The 19,906-nt window shown below is 66.5% G+C and carries 14 protein-coding genes; all 14 read left to right on the forward strand.

Going from position 1 to position 19,906, the window contains the following annotated elements; all coding sequences use genetic code 11:
• The first annotated feature begins 39 nt into the window (after positions 1 to 39).
• Positions 40 to 426, forward strand: a complete 387-nt coding sequence (gene rplL / locus ACIA8G_RS25400) for a 50S ribosomal protein L7/L12 (protein WP_396421132.1) — start codon at positions 40 to 42, stop codon at positions 424 to 426.
• A 636-nt stretch (positions 427 to 1,062) separates the two neighbouring features.
• Positions 1,063 to 2,112, forward strand: coding sequence for an ABC transporter ATP-binding protein (locus tag ACIA8G_RS25405; protein ID WP_396421133.1), 1,050 nt, complete (start codon positions 1,063 to 1,065; stop codon positions 2,110 to 2,112).
• Complete coding sequence (locus tag ACIA8G_RS25410; RefSeq protein ID WP_396421134.1) at positions 2,109 to 2,894, forward strand: MlaE family ABC transporter permease; 786 nt, start codon at positions 2,109 to 2,111, stop codon at positions 2,892 to 2,894. Before ACIA8G_RS25405 ends, ACIA8G_RS25410 begins: the two co-directional genes overlap by 4 nt.
• A complete protein-coding gene (locus tag ACIA8G_RS25415; RefSeq protein WP_363764273.1) occupies positions 2,894 to 3,703 on the forward strand; it encodes an ABC transporter permease in 810 nt (269 codons plus the stop codon). The genes ACIA8G_RS25410 and ACIA8G_RS25415 overlap by 1 nt, the downstream gene beginning before the upstream one ends.
• Entirely contained in the window at positions 3,700 to 5,019 is a 1,320-nt protein-coding gene (locus tag ACIA8G_RS25420) for an MCE family protein (RefSeq protein WP_396421135.1), read from the forward strand. The genes ACIA8G_RS25415 and ACIA8G_RS25420 overlap by 4 nt, the downstream gene beginning before the upstream one ends.
• The gene (locus tag ACIA8G_RS25425) at positions 5,016 to 6,047 is read left to right on the forward strand and encodes an MCE family protein (RefSeq protein ID WP_396421136.1); all 1,032 of its coding nucleotides are present in this window, start codon (positions 5,016 to 5,018) and stop codon (positions 6,045 to 6,047) included. The genes ACIA8G_RS25420 and ACIA8G_RS25425 overlap by 4 nt, the downstream gene beginning before the upstream one ends.
• Complete coding sequence (locus tag ACIA8G_RS25430; RefSeq protein ID WP_396421137.1) at positions 6,044 to 7,045, forward strand: MCE family protein; 1,002 nt, start codon at positions 6,044 to 6,046, stop codon at positions 7,043 to 7,045. Before ACIA8G_RS25425 ends, ACIA8G_RS25430 begins: the two co-directional genes overlap by 4 nt.
• A complete protein-coding gene (locus ACIA8G_RS25435; RefSeq protein WP_396421138.1) occupies positions 7,042 to 8,217 on the forward strand; it encodes an MCE family protein in 1,176 nt (391 codons plus the stop codon). Before ACIA8G_RS25430 ends, ACIA8G_RS25435 begins: the two co-directional genes overlap by 4 nt.
• Positions 8,214 to 9,350 (forward strand): MCE family protein, encoded by a 1,137-nt coding sequence (locus ACIA8G_RS25440; RefSeq protein WP_396421139.1) that lies wholly within the window; start codon positions 8,214 to 8,216, stop codon positions 9,348 to 9,350. The genes ACIA8G_RS25435 and ACIA8G_RS25440 overlap by 4 nt, the downstream gene beginning before the upstream one ends.
• Positions 9,347 to 10,573 (forward strand): MCE family protein, encoded by a 1,227-nt coding sequence (locus ACIA8G_RS25445; RefSeq protein ID WP_396421140.1) that lies wholly within the window; start codon positions 9,347 to 9,349, stop codon positions 10,571 to 10,573. The genes ACIA8G_RS25440 and ACIA8G_RS25445 overlap by 4 nt, the downstream gene beginning before the upstream one ends.
• Entirely contained in the window at positions 10,573 to 11,073 is a 501-nt protein-coding gene (locus ACIA8G_RS25450) for a hypothetical protein (RefSeq protein WP_396421141.1), read from the forward strand. Before ACIA8G_RS25445 ends, ACIA8G_RS25450 begins: the two co-directional genes overlap by 1 nt.
• A gap of 29 nt (positions 11,074 to 11,102) precedes the next feature.
• A complete protein-coding gene (locus ACIA8G_RS25455) occupies positions 11,103 to 11,909 on the forward strand; it encodes a hypothetical protein (protein ID WP_396421142.1) in 807 nt (268 codons plus the stop codon).
• A 497-nt stretch (positions 11,910 to 12,406) separates the two neighbouring features.
• Positions 12,407 to 15,892: a DNA-directed RNA polymerase subunit beta gene (locus ACIA8G_RS25460; RefSeq protein ID WP_396421143.1), complete on the forward strand. Its 3,486-nt coding sequence runs from the start codon at positions 12,407 to 12,409 to the stop codon at positions 15,890 to 15,892.
• Between the two features lie 100 nt (positions 15,893 to 15,992).
• Positions 15,993 to 19,889, forward strand: a complete 3,897-nt coding sequence (locus tag ACIA8G_RS25465) for a DNA-directed RNA polymerase subunit beta' (RefSeq protein ID WP_396421144.1) — start codon at positions 15,993 to 15,995, stop codon at positions 19,887 to 19,889.
• Positions 19,890 to 19,906 lie beyond the last annotated feature (17 nt).

Consider the following 19,906-nt stretch of genomic DNA (forward strand, 5'->3'; position numbering starts at 1 on the left):
CGACGCTTTCGCGCGGGAGATTAGAAAGGACCGCCGATCATGGCGAAGCTCAGCACCGACGAGCTGCTCGACGCTTTCAAGGAGATGACCCTCCTGGAGCTGTCCGAGTTCGTGAAGCAGTTCGAGGAGACCTTCGAGGTCACCGCCGCGGCTCCCGTCGCCGCCGTTGTTGCCGGCCCGGCCGGCGCCGCCCCCGCCGAGGTTGAGGAGCAGACGGACTTCAACGTCGTCCTCGAGTCGGCCGGCGACAAGAAGATCCAGGTCATCAAGGTCGTCCGCGAGGTCGTCTCGGGCCTGGGCCTGAAGGAGGCCAAGGAGCTGGTCGAGTCCGCTCCGAAGGCGATCCTCGAGGGCGTGGCGAAGGACGTCGCCGACGCCGCCAAGGAGAAGCTCGAGGCTGCCGGCGCCAAGATCACCCTCAAGTGATCTCGGCCCCTTTGGGGGCTGGCGTTCTGCCTTGCAGTGCCTGAGACGGGCGTGCACCTTTTCAACGGGGGTGCACGCCCGTTTCTTGCTGTTTCTGGGCTTTGGTTGGTGGTCATCTTGCGTTGGCGGGTTCCTGTTGGGTGCTTCCACCTGGGGCTCTGCCCCAGACCCCGGCAATCTGATCTGGGGGTTCCGCGCCGTGGGCGGGTTGATGGCACGCCTGTTGGGTTGGGCGGCTGCCGGTTGCGTAGGTGCTTGCGTTGGCGGTGGGGTCCCGTCACGAGTCGCACGAGAGGCGGCCACACCTGGGGGATGAGGTCAAGTCGACGAAAAGCGTGTCGACTTGACCTCATCCCCCAGGCGCGGCAACAGCATCCATGCGACTCGTGACGGGACCCCACCGCCGGGTCTGTGTGACTAAGAGCTGGAGGGCTCGGCTTCGCCTTCGCTTTGCCTTTGTCCCGGTTGTTGGGGAGTGGTCTAGGTCCTTGTGACCGTTTTGCGAGGTCACGCTCTGTGCTGTTATCTGAACGCAACCGCCATTAGGCCAACTGGTGAGTAACCTGCCGCGAACGAACTCGTTGCCCAGGTGTGACGCCGGTCCCCACGGCGTCTTGGGCGTGTGCGGAGGTGCGGATGGGCGTCGAGGTGGTCGTCGAGGGTCTGACCAAGTCCTTCGGCAAGCAGACCATCTGGCAGGACGTCACGCTCACGCTGCCGCCAGGTGAGGTCAGCGTGATGCTCGGGCCGTCTGGTACCGGCAAGAGCGTGTTCCTGAAGTCGCTGGTGGGGTTGCTCAAGCCGGAGCAGGGCAAGATCATCATTAACGGTACGGATCTGGTTCGGTGCTCTGAGCACCGGTTGTACGAGATTCGGAAGATGTTCGGCGTGCTGTTCCAGGACGGTGCGTTGTTCGGGTCGATGAACCTGTACGACAACATCGCCTTTCCGCTGCGTGAGCACACCCGCAAGACCGAGGCCGAGGTCAGGCGCATCGTCCTCGAGAAGATGGAGATGGTCGGTCTCGTCGGCGCGGAGAAGAAACTCCCCGGTGAGATCTCCGGCGGTATGCGCAAGCGGGCCGGTCTTGCGCGGGCGCTGGTGCTCGACCCCGAGATCATTCTGTGCGACGAGCCGGACTCCGGGCTGGATCCCGTCAGGACCGCTTACCTGAGTCAGTTGCTGATCGACCTCAACGCGCAGATCGACGCGACGATTCTCATCGTCACGCACAACATCAACATTGCTCGGACTGTGCCGGACAACCTCGGGATGTTGTTCCGGCGCGAGCTGATCATGTTCGGGCCTCGGGAAGTTCTCCTCACCAGTGACGAGCCTGTTGTTGAGCAGTTCCTCAACGGGCGGCGTCTTGGGCCCATCGGCATGTCCGAGGAGAAGGACACCGCGACGATGGCCGCTGAGCAGGCTCACGCGGACGCTGGGCACTCTGACGGGTCGCCTGAGGGTGATGTGCGCGGGATCGTGCCTCAGCTCGAGCCGACGCCTGGGCTGCCTTTCCGCGATGCGGTGCGTCGGCGCAAGGACCGGGTCATGTCGATCATTCATCAGCTGCCTTACCAGGCGCAGCAGGGCATCATCGCCAGCCTCACGGCCGATGACCAGGCGCGCTACAACGTGCACGCTTCCGCGCCCAGCCCGTGGCCTCGCCAGGGTGGTGTGCTGTGAGCACGCAGACGACTTTCCCCGGTGCCGGTGCGCTGCGGGAGACCGGGAAGCTGTGCCAGCTCGGCATCGACGTCGTCCGGACGACGTTCAAGCGGCCGTTCCAGCTGCGGGAGTTCATCCAGCAGAGCTGGTTCATCGTCAGCGTGACGGTGCTGCCGACGGCGCTGGTGTCCATTCCGTTCGGTGCGGTCATCGCGCTTCAGCTCGGTAGCTTGACCCGGCAGATCGGCGCGCAGAGTTTCACCGGTGCGGCCAGCGTGCTCGCGATCATTCAGCAGGCCAGTCCCATCGTGACGGCGCTGCTGATCGCTGGTGCGGGTGGCAGCGCCATCTGTGCTGATCTCGGTAGTCGCAAGATCCGCGAAGAGATCGACGCCATGGAAGTTCTCGGCGTCAGTCCGATCCACCGGCTCGTGGTGCCGCGCGTGCTCGCGACGATGCTGGTTGCGGTGCTGCTCAACGGCATGGTCAGCGTCGTCGGCGTGCTCGGCGGGTACTTCTTCAACGTGATCATGCAGGACGGCACGCCCGGTGCTTACCTCGCCAGCTTCTCCGCGCTGGCCCAGTTGCCCGACCTGTGGATCAGTGAGCTCAAGGCGCTCATCTTCGGGTTCATCGCGGGCATCGTGGCCGCGTACCGGGGGCTCAACCCGGCCGGCGGGCCGAAGGGGGTCGGTGACGCGGTGAACCAGGCCGTGGTCATCACGTTCCTGCTGCTGTTCTTCGTCAACTTCGTCCTCACCACGATCTACCTGCAGGTCGTGCCCGCGAAGGGGAGCTGATGGCGAACAAGGCGCTGTCCACTCTGGACGGATTCGGCGACCAGCTGGCGTTCTACATCAAGGCGTTGGCTTGGACGCCCCGTGCGCTCAAGCGGTACTCCAAGGAGACGCTGCGGCTGCTGGCCGAGGTCAGCTTCGGGTCCGGGGCGCTCGCGGTCATCGGCGGCACGATCGGTGTGATGGTCGGGCTGAGCGTGTTCACCGGCACGGTCGTTGGTCTGCAGGGCTTCACCGCGCTGAACCAGATCGGCACGAGTGCCTTTGCTGGCTTCGTGTCCGCGTACTTCAACACCCGTGAGATCGCGCCACTTGTCGCCGGTCTCGCGCTGAGTGCGACGGTCGGCTCCGGGTTCACCGCCCAGCTCGGCGCTATGCGGATCTCCGAGGAGATCGACGCGCTGGAGGTCATGGGCATTCCCAGCCTGCCGTTCCTGGTCACCACGCGGATCATCGCCGGCTTCGTCGCGATCATCCCGCTGTACGTGATCGGGCTGCTGACGAGTTATCTGGCCGCCAGGACGATCACGGTCGAGTTCTACGGGCAGTCGGCGGGCACGTACGACCACTACTTCAACCTGTTCCTACCGCCGATCGACGTGCTGTGGTCGTTCGGCAAGGTGCTGGTCTTCGCGGTCGTGATCATCATGACCCACTGCTACTACGGCTACCGCGCGAGCGGCGGGCCCGCGGGCGTTGGTGTGGCGGTCGGTCGCGCGGTGCGGACCGCGATCGTCACGACGGCGCTGCTCGACTTCTTCCTGAGCCTCGCGATCTGGGGAGCGACGACGACGGTGAGGATCGCGGGATGAGGAAACGTGTGCTCGGTATCGCGTTCCTCCTCGCGATCGCGATGTTCCTGTCACTCACGGTGGCGCTGTACAAGGACGCCTTCGGTGAGTACGTGAAGGTCACGCTCAAGACCGACCACATCGGCAACCAGCTGATGACGGCCAGCGACGTCAAGGTGCGCGGGCTGATCGTCGGGTCGGTGAAGGCCATCCGCACCAGCGGGAACGGTGCCGAGCTCGAGCTGGCCCTGTTGCCGGACAAGGTCGAGCAGATCCCCGGCAACGTCAGCGCCCGTCTGCTGCCCAAGACGTTGTTCGGCGAGCGGTACGTGAACCTGGTGCTGCCGCAGCAGAAGAGCGCGGCGATCAGGGAAGGCGCGGTCATCGAGCAGGACCGCACCAGCAGCGCGATCGAGCTGGAACGCGTGCTGGACAACCTCATGCCGGTGTTGCAGGCGATCCAGCCGGAGAAGCTCGCCACCACGCTGACCGCGCTCTCGCAGGCGCTGGACGGCCGCGGCAAGCCGCTCGGCGAAACTCTGGGCTCACTCGACAAGTACCTCGGTGAGCTCAACCCGCAGCTGCCGGCGTTGAAGGAGAACATCTCCAAGCTCGCGGACGTCGCGAACGTCTACGCGGACGCCGCGCCGGATCTGTTGCAGGCGCTCAACGACATGACCACGACGACCAAGACCGTCGCCGAGCAGCGGGAGAACCTGCTCGCGCTGTACGGGTCGATGACCACGACGTCGCAGGACCTCACCAGCTTCGTGACGGTCAACAAGAACAACCTCATCGCGCTCGCCGACACCAGCCGGCCGACGCTCGAGCTGCTCGCCAAGTACGCGCCCGAGTACCCCTGCCTGCTCAAGGGACTCGCGGAGTTCCAGCCGATCATCAGCAAGGCGTTCGGCGAGGGCACCAACGAGCCGGGCCTGCACATCACGCTGGAGATCACCCAGAACCGCGGCAAGTACAAGCCGAACCTGGACGAGCCCGAGTACAAGGACAAGCGCGGCCCCCGCTGCTACGACATCGTGCCGAGGCCGAACCCGTTCCCGCAGTACCCGCCGGAGGGCCCGGTGCAGGACGGCGCCAGTTCGCCGCCGCCCGCCCGCGTCGCCAACGACGGGATCCTGCCGCCTGCCAACGCGGGCAACGTGACCAGCACGTCGTCCGCGCAGGACGTGCTGCGGCTCGCCAACTCGCCGGAGGAAGCCAGGATGATCGCGGCGCTCTTCGGGCCGCAGCTCGGGATGGACCCGCGAGACATGCCCGGCTGGTCGAGCCTGCTGCTCGGACCGCTGGTGCGCGGGACGGAGGTGACGGTCAAGTGAAGGGAGTGCTCTCTCCGCTGCTGAAGCTGATCACCTTCGCGGTCGTCACGATCCTCGCCACGTCGTTGCTCGCGGTCACCATCGCCAACGTGAACCTGGCCGGTGCCACGGACTACAAGGCGCGGTTCACCGACGTCACGGCGTTGAACGAGGGTGACGACGTCCGCATCGCCGGCGTACGCGTCGGGCAGGTCGACCAGATCAAGGTCGTCGAGCGCAAGACCGCCGAGGTGTCGTTCTCCCTCGACGGCGACCGCAAGCTGCCCGAGTCGGTCCTCGCGACGATCAAGTACCGCAACCTGGTGGGCCAGCGCTACATCGCGCTCGAGTCCGGTACCGGTGACACCAAGGCCGTGCTGCCCGAGGGTGGCACGATCCCGTTGGAGCGCACCAAGGCCGCGCTCGACCTCACGGTGCTGTTCAACGGCTTCAAGCCGCTCTTCCAGGCGTTGTCGCCGGAGGACGTGAACAAGCTGTCGTTCGAGATCATCCAGGTCCTGCAGGGCGAGGGCGGCACGATCGACAGCCTGCTCAAGCACACGGCGTCGCTCACCAGCACGCTCGCCGGCAAGGACAAGGTCATCGGCGAGGTCGTCGACAACCTGAACACCGCGCTGGACACGGTGAACTCGCGTGACGAGGACTTCAACCGCCTGGTGGGCACGTTGCAGGCGCTGGTATCCGGGCTCGCGCAGGACCGCCAGCCGATCGGTGACGCGATCACCGCGCTCGGCGACCTGACGAACGCGACGGCCGGCCTGCTGGAGCAGGGGCGCGAGCCGTTGAAGAACGACATCGCGCAGCTCGGCATCGTCTCCAAGACGTTGGGGGACAACGAGGTGCTCGTCGACCAGTGGCTGCAGCGACTGCCGAACAAGCTGGAGACGATCACCCGCACCGCCACCTACGGCTCGTGGTTCAACTTCTACCTGTGCGAGGCCAGCGGCCAGATCGCCGTACCGCCGGTCATCAACAACCCGATCCCGATCACGGCGTTGCCGGTGACACAGCAGAGGTGCCGCCGATGAACCAGCGCAACCCCATCGCCACCGGCGCGATCAGCCTGACACTGATCGCCCTGCTGCTCCTCGCCGCGTTCTACTCCGACGACCTGCCGATCGTCGGCGGCGGCACGAGCTACGCCGCGGACTTCAGCGAGGCCGCGGGTCTGGTGCCGGGCAACGAGGTCCGCGTCGCCGGGGTGAAGGTCGGCAAGGTGACCAAGGTCGGCCTCAACGGCGACCGCGTGCGGGTGACGTTCAAGGTCAAGGACGCCTGGGTGGGCGACCGGACGACCGCGATGATCCGCATCAAGACGTTGCTGGGCCAGAAGTTCCTGTCGCTCGACCCGCAGGGCAGCGCGCCGCTCAGCCCAGGTGACCCGATCCCGAAGGAACGCACGCTCGCGCCGTACGACGTGAACGAGGCGTTCAACGGTCTGGCCACCACGGTCGGGCAGATCGACACCAAGCAGCTCGCGGACAGCTTCACCGTGCTGTCCGACACCTTCAAGAACTCGCCGGAGCACGTCCGCGGCGCGCTGGACGGGCTTTCCGCGCTGTCGAAGACGATCTCCTCGCGGGACGAGCAGCTGGCCAAGCTGCTGGCCAACACCAGGCAGCTGACCAAGACGCTGGCCGACCGCAACGCGGAGTTCGAGAAGCTGCTGGCGGACGGCAACCTGCTGCTCGGCGAGCTGCGCAAGCGGCGCGAGTCGATCAGCGCGCTGCTGACCGGGACCCGCGACCTGGCGCGCGAGCTGAGCGGTCTGGTGCAGGACAACCAGAACCAGCTCAAGCCGGCGCTGGAGCAGCTCGGCAGGGTCACCACGATCCTGCAGCGCAACCAGGACAACCTCGAACGCAGCGTCGCGCTGATGGCGCCGTTCTACCGGGTGTTCGCGAACACCCTGGGCAACGGGCGCTGGTTCGACACCTACATCTGCGGCCTGCTGCCGCCTTCGGTGAACCTCGGCGTCGTCGGGTTCAACGAGGAAGGCTGCCTGCCGCCGGGGGTGAAGCGATGACGACCTCCAACACCAAGGCAGGGCGCGACCTCGCCAGGTTCATCGCGATCGCGTGCGTGCTCGCGCTGGTCGTGACGGCGGGCATGTGGTGGCTCTTCGCCGGCATGAACTCCCGCAAGGTCACCGCGCACTTCGCCGCGGCCGTCGGCGTCTACCCCGGCGGTGACGTGCGGGTGCTGGGCGTGAAGGTCGGCACCATCGACGAGGTCGTGCCCGAGGGCAAGACCGTGCGGGTCGTCTTCAGCCTCGACCGGGAGATCCGCGTCCCGGAGAACGCGCAGGCCGTCGTGGTCTCGCCGAGCGTCGTCAGCGACCGGTACGTGCAGCTCGCGCCCGCCTACACCGGTGGACCGACGCTGGGCGACAACGCCGTGATCCCGCGCGAGCGCACCGCGACACCGGTCGAGCTGGACGAGCTGTACTCGTCGCTGGACAAGCTCACCACCGCGTTGGGTCCCAACGGGGCGAACGCCGACGGCGCGCTGGCCGACCTGCTGAACGCGGCGGCGAAGAACCTCGAAGGCAACGGCCAGGCGCTCAACGACACGTTGAAGAACCTCGGCCAGGCCACCAGGACGCTGTCGGGGTCCAAAGAGGACCTGTTCGCGACCGTGGACAACCTGCAGAAGTTCACCGCGATGCTGGCCGCGAACGACAGCCAGGTGCGGGACTTCAACCGGCAGCTCGCCGACGTGTCGAAGCTGCTCGCCGACGAGCGCGGTGACCTCGGCGCGGCGCTGAAGGAGCTGGCGACCGCGCTGCAACAGGTGCAGGGCTTCATCAAGGACAACCGCGCGGTGCTCAAGTCCAATGTGGACAAGCTGGCCTCGATCACGCAGGTGCTGGTGAACCAGCGGGCGGCGCTGGCGGAGACGCTGGACGTGGCACCGCTCGCGCTGGGCAACCTGCAGAACTCCTACAACGCGGCGTCGGGCACGCTCGACACCCGCGCGAACATCAACGAGCTGAACCAGCCGCCGATCGTGCTGGTCTGCAAGCTGGTGCAGCAGGCGACGCCGAACAACGTGCCACCGATCCTGGCGCAGACGTGCAAGCAGCTGGAGCCGATCCTCAGCGGCGCGGTGCCGCTGAACTCGCCGGCCCAGGTGGTCAGCGACCTCCAGGCGGGCAAGTTGCCGCTGCCCCTGCCGCTGACGGGGGTGCCCAGGTGAAGAAGCTCCTGATCGTTTTGACGGCCCTGGCGCTGACCGGTTGCGGCACGGGCGGGTTCGACGGCGTCTACAACATGCCGCTGCCGGGCGGTGCCGACGTCGGCGACCACCCGTACCGGGTCAAGGCGCAGTTCCAGGACGTGCTGGATCTGGTGCCGCAGGCCGGCGTGAAGGTCAACGACGTGCCGGTCGGCCGGGTCGAGAAGATCGATCTGGGCCAGGACGGCTGGACCGCCGAGGTCACCATGCTGGTCAACGGGGGCGTGCAGCTGCCGGCGAACGCGTTCGCGAAGCTGCGGCAGTCCGCGTTGCTGGGTGAGAAGTTCGTCGAGCTGGGCAAGCCCAAGGACGCCGAGGGCAAGCTCGCCGACAACGCGGTGATCCCCCTGTCGAAGACCAACCGCAACCCCGAGGTCGAAGAGGTCTTCGGTGCGTTGTCGTTGCTGCTCAACGGCGGTGGTGTCGCGCAGCTGCAGAACATCACCAAGGAGCTCAACGCGGCGATGGAGGGCAACGAGCAGGAGATCCGCTCGTTGCTGGGCAACCTGAACACGTTCGTCGGGGAGCTCGACAAGCACAAGGCGGAGATCGTCCGCGCGCTCGACTCGATCAACCGCCTCGCCGGCACGCTGGCGCAGCAGCGGGAGAAGATCGCCGTCGCGCTGACGGACCTCGAGCCGGGCCTGCGGGTGCTCGCCGAGCAGCGCACACAGCTCGTGACGTTGCTGAAGTCGTTGAACACCCTGTCCGACGTCGCCACCGACACGGTGAACAAGAGCCGCGACGACATCGTGGCGGACCTCAAGGCGCTGCAACCGACGTTGCAGAAGCTCGCCGAGTCCGGCCAGAACCTGCCGAAGTCGCTGGAACTGCTGCTGACCTACCCGTTCCCGGACGCGGCGGCCGACGGCATCAAGGGCGACTACACGAACGCGTTCATCGACCTCGACCTGAACCTGGGCACCATCCTCGACAACCTCGGCCGGTCGCGGCAGACCCCGCTCGACGGCCTGATCCCGAGCCAGGGCACGCCGTTGCCGTTGCCGAACCTCCCGCTGCCCGATCTCGGGAAGGGCACCGGGTCCGGGCTGGGCGACCTGCTCGGCGGCCTGCTGGGAGGTGGCCGGAAGTGATCACGCGCGGAACCAAGCTCAAGATCGGCGCGTTCGTGCTGGTCGCGTTGCTGGGCGTGTCGTACGTCAGCGCGTCGTACGTGGGCCTGTTCAGGTCGTCGGCGACGACGGTGACGATGCAGCTCGCCGACTCCGGCGGCATCTTCACCAACGCCGAGGTCACCTACCGCGGCGTCACGATCGGCCGGGTCGGCCAGCTGCGGCTGACCGCCGACGGCATCGAGGTCGACCTGGAGCTCGACTCCGACGCACCGCGCGTGCCCGCGTCGACCGAGGCCGTGGTGGCGAACCGGTCGGCCGTCGGTGAGCAGTACGTGGACCTGCGGCCGAAGTCGGACGGCGGCCCGTACCTGCAGGCCGGGTCGGTCATCCCGCGGTCGGCCACGAAGACGCCGCCGCCGGTCGACGGCCTCCTGACCAACCTGGACGCGTTCGCGTCGTCCGTGCCGACGGACTCGCTGAAGACGGTCGTGGACGAGCTCCACACCGCGTTCAGCGGCACCGGCGGCGACCTGCAGGTGCTGATCGACAACACCGCGGCCTTCACCGCGGCGGCGTCCGAGCACCTGCCGCAGACCACGCAGCTGCTCAAGGACGGCAAGATCGTGCTGTCCACGCAGGCCGCGCAGGGCGGTGCCATCCGGTCGTTCAGCGGCGACCTGCGGTTGATCGCGGAGCAGCTGAAGAACTCGGACGGCGACCTGCGGCGGTTGATCGTCGCGATCCCGCCAGCGTCCGAGCAGGTCTCAGGGCTGCTTAAGGAGAGCGGCCCGAACCTGGGCGTGGTCTTCGCGAACCTGCTGACCACCTCGAACATCCTGGTCACGCGCCGGGACGGGTTGGAGCAGATCGCGGTGACGTACCCCATCGCCGTCGGTGGTGGCTTCTCCGTGGCGCCGGGTGACGGTTCGGCGCACTTCGGCCTCGCGCTGAACGTTTTCGACCCGATGCCCTGCACCGTCGGGTACGAGGGCACGACCATCCGCACGGGCAACGACACCTCGGCCGCGCCGCTGAACACGCAGGCCTACTGCGCTCTCGCGCGCGGGAGTGCGACCTCGGTGCGAGGCTCGCAGAATGCGCCGTACGGTGGAACGCCGACGACACCGGTCGGCAATGCGTCGACTCAGCCGGGTCAGGAGCCGGCCGGTCAGCAGGCCGCCGAGTTGCCGTTGCTGACGTCGCTCGGCCAGCTGCTGGGCTTGCCAGAGGGGAAGAAGTAGTGCGGATCTTCACGGTGGTCGCCGTGGTCCTGGCGGTGCTGACGTTCGGGTACGCCGCGTACTTCGGCGTGGCCTGGTACGCGGCCTCCAACTCGTCCGAGTCGTCCTACGCGGCGCATCGCGACGAGGCCCTGCGCTCGGGCAACGTCGGCGTCACGAACTTCCTCACCCTCGACTACAAGAAGGTCGACGAGGACCTGCAGCGCTGGCTCAACTCGTCGACCGGCGACCTGCGCGCTGAGATCGACAAGGACAAGGACTCGCGCAAGAAGCAGCTGGTCGACGCCAAGACGGTGACGACGTCGAAGGTCCTCGACTCGGCCATCACCGAGCTGGACGACCGCACCGGCAAGGCCAAGATGATCGCCGTCGTGGAGAGCGCCGTGGCTCCGGACGGCGGCCAGCAGGTCACCAAGATCAACCGGTACCTCACCGAGCTCACCCGCACCGAGGACGGCTGGAAGCTGAGCCAGCTGGGCCCGCTGCGCGCGGGTGTCTGACCTGGCCAGAACTCGATTGGACTGAGCACGTGCCCCCATCCCGCCGCCGCCCCATCCCCACGACGCCGGCCGGAGGCCGCCCCAAGGTCGCCGGTCTGAACCGGCGCGCCTCGGCTGCTGACGAGCCAGAGGCCGTCACGGAGGTCGTGCCGGAGGTCGAGGCCGAGGTCGAGGAGTCCGAGCTCAAGGCGCCGACGGCGGTCGAGTGGACCCCGCCGGCGGTGAAGAAGCCGAGGACGTCCGCTCAGAAGAAGGCTGCGGAGAAGGTCGCCGAGCCCGCTGCCGAGAAGAAGCCGGCCTCGTCGACGCCGAGTTGGGTGCTGCCGGTGGCGTTGCTGCTGGTCGCGGTGGTCCTGGGCGGTCTCGGCACGTTCTTCCTGATCAAGTCCAGGTCGGTGTCCTACGACGCCGCCCTGGTCGACTCCGCGACCACCTCCGCGGTGAACGGCCAGATCCGCGAGGCCGTCGAGAAGTCGTTCTCGTACAACTTCGCCGACGTCGAGTCCACCGAGAAGGCCGCCCGCGAGCTGCTCACCGGCAAGGCGCTGTGCCAGTACAACGCCGTGTTCGGGCCGGTCAAGGAGGTCGCGCCGCAGCAGAAGCTGGTCGTGACCGTCCGGGTCGTGTCCTCCGCCGTGTCGTCGCTGAAGGGCGACAGGGCCACCGTGCTGGTCTTCGCCGACCAGGTCACCACCCGGACGACCGACAACCAGTCCGGCGGCGGCACCGCCATGCTGCGGGTCAGCGCCGTGGACGCCGGTGGCCGGTGGAAGATCGACAACATGGAGATGTTCGGGGCGACGGCGGAGCAGAACCGCCAGCTGCAGGGCTGCTGATCACCGGGTGATCGTTTGGCCCGGGCCGATGGCAGGGCCCTGGCCTGGGTGTCCTAAGATCAACAGCCTCCTGAAAGACCTTCAGATGCACCCCGGAGACACCCTCCACCAGCCCCGACACGCGTGATCTCGGTCACACAAATCTTGTGGCGCTCTGTAAGTTCACTTGAAGCCGCCAACTTCCCACCAAATCGGCCGCACGCGTGTTTGTGCAGGTCAAACGGGTGACTATCGGTGAGTGGCGCTCCATCCAGAGGGTGGATACGCGCCGAACATCTTGACTGCACGCTCATGCAGGGTCACTCTGTCGGTGAGCAAGAGGAGGGTCCTTCCAGGTGCCTCTCGACAGTCGCCGTGCGCGTGGCTAGACTGCCCCTTTGCGCTGCCCATTTTCCGCTTGCCCTTCGCCGAGAGCGTGGATTAGTCGAGCAGCGCCGCACCCTTGACAGCCGTGCTAGTTCGCTCTAGCCAGCTATTTGTCCCTGGAAGGACGCATCTTGGCGATCTCTCGCGCGACCAAGGCCACTGCTGCGACCAACTCCACGTCGGGGATCCCTGGAGCGCCGAAGAGGGTCTCGTTCGCGAAGATTAACGAGCCGCTTTCGACGCCCAACCTGCTTGACCTGCAGATCCAGTCTTTCGAATGGCTCACCGGCAACGAGGCGTGGTTCCAGCGCCGCGTCGACGCCGGCGACGAGACCCCGACGGGCGGCCTCGAAGAGGTCCTCAACGAGATCTCGCCGATCGAGGACTTCTCCGGCTCCATGTCACTGTCCTTCTCCGACCCGCGCTTCGACGAGGTCAAGGCCTCGACCGAAGAGTGCAAGGACAAGGACATGACGTACGCGGCACCGTTGTTCGTCACGGCGGAGTTCACCAACCACACCACTGGCGAGATCAAGAGCCAGACGGTGTTCATGGGTGACTTCCCGATGATGACGAACAAGGGCACGTTCATCATCAACGGCACCGAGCGCGTGGTTGTCTCGCAGCTCGTGCGTTCGCCTGGTGTCTACTACGACACCGCGGTCGACAAGACGACGGACAAGGACGTCTTCAGCGTCAAGATCATCCCGTCCCGGGGTGCCTGGCTGGAGTTCGACGTCGACAAGCGCGACACCGTTGGTGTCCGCATCGACCGCAAGCGTCGCCAGCCGGTGACGGTGCTGCTGAAGGCCCTGGGCTGGAGCACCGAGCAGATCCGCGAGCGGTTCGCGTTCAGCGAGACGTTGCTGACCACGCTCGAGAAGGACCACACCGCGGGTACCGACGAGGCGTTGCTCGACATCTACCGCAAGCTGCGCCCCGGCGAGCCGCCGACGAAGGAGTCCGCGCAGGCCCTGCTGGAGAACCTGTTCTTCAAGGACAAGCGCTACGACCTGGCGAAGGTTGGCCGGTACAAGGTCAACAAGAAGCTGGGCCTGGACACCGAGATCAACACCGGTGTGCTGACCGAGGACGACATCGTCACGACGATCGAGTACCTCGTCCGCCTGCACGCGGGTGAGACGATCATGGACGCCGCCGCGGGTGGCGACGTGCCGGTCGAGGTCGACGACATCGACCACTTCGGCAACCGTCGTCTGCGCACGGTCGGCGAGCTGATCCAGAACCAGATCCGCGTCGGTCTGTCCCGCATGGAGCGCGTCGTCCGCGAGCGCATGACCACGCAGGACGTCGAGGCCATCACGCCGCAGACCCTGATCAACATCCGTCCCGTCGTGGCGGCGATCAAGGAGTTCTTCGGCACCTCGCAGCTGTCGCAGTTCATGGACCAGACGAACCCGCTCGCGGGTCTGACCCACAAGCGCCGCCTGTCGGCGCTGGGTCCCGGTGGTCTGTCCCGTGAGCGCGCCGGCATGGAGGTCCGCGACGTCCACCCGTCGCACTACGGCCGCATGTGCCCGATCGAGACGCCGGAAGGCCCGAACATCGGCCTGATCGGTTCGCTCTCGTCGTACGCGCGGGTCAACCCGTTCGGCTTCATCGAGACGCCGTACCGCAAGGTCACCGACGGCCGGGTCACCGACCAGATCGACTACCTGACCGCGGACGAGGAAGACCGCTTCGTCAAGGCGCAGGCGAACTCGCCGACCGACGAGGACGGCAACTTCACCGACGACCGCGTCCTGGTCCGCAAGAAGGGCGGCGAGGTCGAGTTCATCGACCCGACCGACGTCGACTACATGGACGTCTCGCCGCGCCAGATGGTGTCGGCCGCGACGGCCATGATCCCGTTCCTCGAGCACGACGACGCGAACCGCGCCCTGATGGGTGCGAACATGCAGCGTCAGGCCGTGCCGCTGCTCCGCTCCGAGTCGCCGCTGGTCGGCACCGGTATGGAGCTGCGTGCCGCCGTCGACGCCGGTGACGTCGTCGTCGCGAAGAAGACGGGTGTGGTCGAGGAGGTCTCCGCCGACTACATCACCGTCATGGCCGACGACGGTGCGCGCAACACCTACGCGCTGCACAAGTTCCGTCGCTCGAACCAGGGCACCTGCATCAACCAGAAGCCCATCGTCAACGAGGGTGACCGGATCGAGGCGGGTCAGGTTCTGGCCGACGGTCCTTGCACCGAGAACGCCGAGATGGCGCTCGGCAAGAACCTGCTCGTGGCGATCATGCCGTGGGAAGGCCACAACTACGAGGACGCGATCATCCTGTCGCAGCGCCTCGTGCAGGACGACGTTCTCACCTCGATCCACATCGAGGAGCACGAGATCGACGCCCGCGACACGAAGCTCGGCGCCGAGGAGATCACCCGGGACATCCCGAACGTCTCCGAAGAGGTCCTGGCCGACCTGGACGAGCGCGGCATCATCCGCATCGGTGCCGAGGTCCAGCCCGGCGACATCCTCGTCGGCAAGGTCACGCCCAAGGGCGAGACCGAGCTGACGCCCGAGGAGCGCCTGCTCCGCGCGATCTTCGGTGAGAAGGCGCGCGAGGTGCGCGACACCTCGCTGAAGGTGCCGCACGGTGAGTACGGCAAGGTCATCGGCATCCGCGTCTTCTCGCGTGAGGACGACGACGAGCTGCCTCCGGGCGTGAACGAGCTCGTCCGCGTCTACGTGGCCCAGAAGCGCAAGATCCAGGACGGTGACAAGCTCGCCGGCCGCCACGGCAACAAGGGCGTCATCGGCAAGATCCTCCCCGTGGAGGACATGCCGTTCCTCGAGGACGGCACGCCGGTCGACATCATCCTGAACACGCACGGTGTGCCGCGTCGTATGAACATCGGCCAGGTGCTGGAGACCCACCTCGGGTGGATCGCCAAGCAGGGCTGGAGCATCAACGGCGACCCGGACTGGGCGAAGAACCTGTCCGACGAGCTGATCGACGTCGAGCCCGGCACCAAGACCGCCACCCCCGTCTTCGACGGCGCCAAGGAAGAGGAGATCACGGGCCTGCTCGGCTCGACGATCCCGAACCGCGACGGCGAGCGGATGGTCAAGGAGAACGGCAAGGCGCAGCTCTTCGACGGTCGCTCCGGCGAGCCGTACCCGTTCCCCGTGTCGGTCGGCTACATGTACATCCTGAAGCTGCTGCACCTGGTCGACGACAAGATCCACGCGCGTTCGACCGGCCCGTACTCGATGATCACGCAGCAGCCGCTGGGTGGTAAGGCGCAGTTCGGTGGTCAGCGTTTCGGTGAGATGGAGTGCTGGGCGATGCAGGCGTACGGCGCCGCATACACCCTGCAGGAACTTCTCACCATCAAGTCCGACGACGTGCTCGGCCGCGTGAAGGTCTACGAGGCCATCGTCAAGGGCGAGAACATCCCGGAACCCGGTATCCCGGAGTCCTTCAAGGTGCTGCTCAAGGAGCTGCAGTCGCTCTGTCTCAACGTCGAGGTCCTGTCTTCGGACGGTGCCGCGATCGAGATGCGCGACGGCGACGACGAAGACCTGGAGCGCGCGGCCGCGAACCTCGGCATCAACCTGTCGAGGTCCGAGTCGCCCTCCGTGGACGACGTCGTCAACTAGTCACCTCGCCGGTCAGGGAGCGCAATGCCTCCCGCGTAGCGCTCCCTGACCCTCCGACCAGCTCCTTTGCCACCGATCTAAAAAGGGGAAGAGAGTAGACGTGCTCGACGTCAACTTCTTCGATGAGCTCCGTATTGGTCTCGCGACCGCGGACGACATCCGCCAGTGGTCTTTCGGCGAGGTCAAGAAGCCCGAGACCATCAACTACCGCACGCTCAAGCCTGAGAAGGACGGCTTGTTCTGCGAGAAGATCTTCGGTCCCACCCGGGACTGGGAGTGCTACTGCGGCAAGTACAAGCGCGTGCGCTTCAAGGGCATCATCTGTGAGCGCTGCGGCGTCGAGGTGACCCGCGCGAAGGTGCGTCGTGAGCGCATGGGCCACATCGAGCTCGCCGCTCCCGTCACGCACATCTGGTACTTCAAGGGCGTCCCCAGCCGGTTGGGCTACTTGCTCGACCTGGCCCCCAAGGACCTCGAGAAGATCATCTACTTCGCCGCCTACGTCATCGTGGGCGTGAACGCAGAGCTGCGTCACAACGACCTGCCGACGCTCGAGAGCGAGATGCAGGTCGAGCGCAAGCGCGTCGAGAACCGCCGCGACGCCGACGTCGAGGCCCGCGCCCAGAAGCTCGAGGCCGACCTGGCCGAGCTCGAGGCCGAGGGTGCGAAGTCGGACGTGCGCCGCAAGGTCAAGGAGGGTGGCGAACGTGAGATGCGCCAGCTCCGTGACCGCGCCCAGCGCGAGCTGGACCGCCTCGACGAGATCTGGTCCACGTTCACCAAGCTCGACAAGGCGCAGCTGATCGCGGACGAGCTCCTCTACCGCGAGCTCTACGACCGCTACGGCGACTACTTCACCGGTGCCATGGGCGCGGAGGCCATCCAGAAGCTGCTGGGTGACTACGACGTCGACGCCGAGGCCGACATCCTGCGGGAGACGATCCGCAGCGGTAAGGGCCAGAAGAAGCTGCGTGCGCTCAAGCGCCTCAAGGTCGTTGCCGCCTTCCAGGCGACCCGCAACAACCCGCAGGGCATGGTGCTCGACTGCGTTCCGGTCATCCCGCCGGACCTGCGTCCGATGGTGCAGCTGGACGGTGGCCGCTTCGCGACCTCCGACCTCAACGACCTGTACCGCCGCGTGATCAACCGCAACAACCGCCTCAAGCGACTGATCGACCTCGGCGCGCCCGAGATCATCGTCAACAACGAGAAGCGGATGCTGCAGGAGGCCGTCGACGCGCTGTTCGACAACGGCCGCCGCGGCCGCCCGGTCACCGGTCCCGGTAACCGCCCGCTGAAGTCGCTGTCCGACCTGCTGAAGGGCAAGCAGGGCCGGTTCCGTCAGAACCTGCTCGGCAAGCGCGTCGACTACTCCGGCCGTTCGGTCATCGTGGTCGGCCCGCAGCTCAAGCTGCACCAGTGCGGTCTGCCCAAGCAGATGGCCCTGGAGCTCTTCAAGCCGTTCGTGATGAAGCGGCTGGTCGACCTCAACCACGCGCAGAACATCAAGTCCGCCAAGCGGATGGTCGAGCGTGCGCGCCCGGCCGTGTGGGACGTGCTGGAAGAGGTCATCACCGAGCACCCGGTGCTGCTGAACCGCGCACCTACGCTGCACCGCCTCGGCATCCAGGCCTTCGAGCCGCAGCTGGTCGAGGGCAAGGCCATCCAGCTGCACCCGCTGGTCTGTGAGGCGTTCAACGCCGACTTCGACGGTGACCAGATGGCAGTCCACCTGCCGCTGTCCGCCGAGGCGCAGGCTGAGGCCCGCGTCCTGATGCTGTCGTCGAACAACATCCTGTCCCCGGCGTCCGGCAAGCCGCTGGCCATGCCGCGTCTGGACATGGTGACGGGCCTGTACCACCTGACCCGTCTCAAGGAGAACGACCTGGGCGAGGGGCACTCCTTCTCGTCCCCGGCCGAGGCTCTGATGGCGTTCGACCGCAAGGTCCTGGGCCTGCAGGCGATGGTCAAGATCCGCGTCTCCGACAAGAACCCGCCCAAGGGTCAGGAGCCGGAGGGCTGGGAGCCCGGTCAGCCGTGGCTCGCGGAGACCACGCTGGGTCGCGTGCTGTTCAACGAGATCCTGCCGCAGGACTACGCCTTCATCAACGAGGTCATGCCCAAGAAGCGGCAGGCCGTGATCATCAACGACCTCGCCGAGCGGTACCCGATGGTCACCGTCGCCCGGACGCTGGACAAGCTGAAGGACGCCGGTTTCTACTGGGCCACCCGTTCCGGCGTGACCGTCGCGATCTCGGACGTCCTCGTGCCGGCGGCGAAGCAGGACATCCTCGAGGAGCACGAGCGCCTCGCGGACGCCGTCGAGAAGCGCTACCAGCGCGGTCAGCTCTCCCACGAGGAGCGCAACTCCGAGCTGGTCAAGGTGTGGACCAAGGCCACCGAGCAGGTCCACGAGATCATGGAAGACAACTTCCCCGAGGACAACTCGATCCGCGTCATCGTGCAGTCCGGTGCTGCCGGCAACATGACGCAGGTCCGTTCGCTCGCGGGTATGCGTGGTCTCGTGACCAACCCGAAGGGTGAGTACATCCCGCGCCCGATCAAGAACTCGTTCCGCGAGGGCTTGTCGGTGCTGGAGTACTTCATCGCGACGCACGGTGCCCGCAAGGGTCTGGCCGACACCGCGCTGCGTACCGCCGACTCGGGTTACCTGACCCGTCGTCTGGTGGACGTCTCGCAGGACGTCATCATCCGCGAGGTCGACTGCGGCACCACCCGTGGTGTGCAGATGACCGTCGGCGAGCAGCTGGGCGACAAGGTCGGCCTGCACGAGTTCTCGCAGACGTCGGTCTACGCCCGCACGGTCGCGGACGACATCACCGACGCCCAGGGCAACCTGGTCCTGAACCGCGGCGACGACCTCGGCGACCCGGCGCTCGTGTCGCTGGTCGAGGCCGGCATCCTCCGCGTGAAGGTGCGCTCGGTGCTGACCTGCGAGTCCGCGGTCGGCGTGTGCGCGTCCTGCTACGGCCGCTCGATGGCCACCGGCCAGCTGGTCGACGTCGGCGAGGCCGTCGGCATCGTCGCCGCCCAGTCGATCGGTGAGCCCGGCACGCAGCTGACGATGCGTACGTTCCACCAGGGCGGTGTGGCCGGTGACGACATCACGACCGGTCTGCCCCGTGTCCAGGAGCTCTTCGAGGCCCGCGTCCCGAAGGGCAAGGCGCCGATCGCCGACGTCGACGGCCGCGTCCGCATCGAGGACGGCGACCGCTTCTGGAAGATCACGCTGATCCCGGACGACGGTTCCGAGGAGATCGTGTTCGAGAAGCTGTCGAAGCGTCAGCGTCTCGCCAACACGGCCACCGGCCCGCTGCAGGACGGCGACCACGTCGCTGTCGGCCAGCAGCTGCTGGAAGGTACTCCGGACCCGCACGAGGTCCTGCGCGTCATGGGCCCGCGCGAGGCCCAGCTGCACCTGGTGCAGGAAGTGCAGAAGGTGTACCGCGCCCAGGGTGTGGCGATCCACGACAAGCACATCGAGGTCATCGTCCGGCAGATGCTGCGCCGGGTCACGATCATCGACTCGGGTGCTACGGAGTTCCTGCCTGGCTCGCTGGTCGAGCGGGCGGACTTCGAGTCGGGTAACCGCGCTGTCGTTGCCGAGGGTGGCGAGCCGGCTGCTGGTCGTCCCGTGCTGATGGGTATCACGAAGGCCTCGCTGGCTACCGACTCGTGGCTGTCCGCGGCGTCGTTCCAGGAGACCACTCGGGTTTTGACCGACGCTGCTATCAACGGGCGGTCGGACAAGCTGATTGGTCTGAAGGAGAACGTGATCATCGGTAAGTTGATCCCGGCTGGTACTGGGATCAACCGGTACCGGAACATCCAGGTTCAGCCGACTGAGGAGGCTCGCGCTGCTGCTTACGCGATTCCTTCTTACGACGACGGGTACTACACGCCTGACGTCTTCGGTACTGGTACCGGTGCTGCTGTGCCGTTGGATGACTACGACTTCGGTCGGGACTACCGGTAGGTAGTTGGTTTTTGAAC

Origin of the sequence: Lentzea sp. NPDC051213, from assembly GCF_044455585.1 — a bacterium.
In the GTDB taxonomy this organism is placed as follows: Bacteria; Actinomycetota; Actinomycetes; order Mycobacteriales; family Pseudonocardiaceae; genus Lentzea.

Bases quoted from the DNA above. Each gene is read 5' to 3' on its own strand.
- ACIA8G_RS25405 (WP_396421133.1), top strand. From the start codon at position 1,063: ATGGGCGTCGAGGTGGTCGTCGAGGGTCTGACCAAGTCCTTCGGCAAG.
- rplL (WP_396421132.1), top strand. From the start codon at position 40: ATGGCGAAGCTCAGCACCGACGAGCTGCTCGACGCTTTCAAGGAGATG.
- ACIA8G_RS25435 (WP_396421138.1), top strand. From the start codon at position 7,042: ATGACGACCTCCAACACCAAGGCAGGGCGCGACCTCGCCAGGTTCATC.
- ACIA8G_RS25430 (WP_396421137.1), top strand. From the start codon at position 6,044: ATGAACCAGCGCAACCCCATCGCCACCGGCGCGATCAGCCTGACACTG.
- ACIA8G_RS25415 (WP_363764273.1), top strand. From the start codon at position 2,894: ATGGCGAACAAGGCGCTGTCCACTCTGGACGGATTCGGCGACCAGCTG.
- ACIA8G_RS25420 (WP_396421135.1), top strand. From the start codon at position 3,700: ATGAGGAAACGTGTGCTCGGTATCGCGTTCCTCCTCGCGATCGCGATG.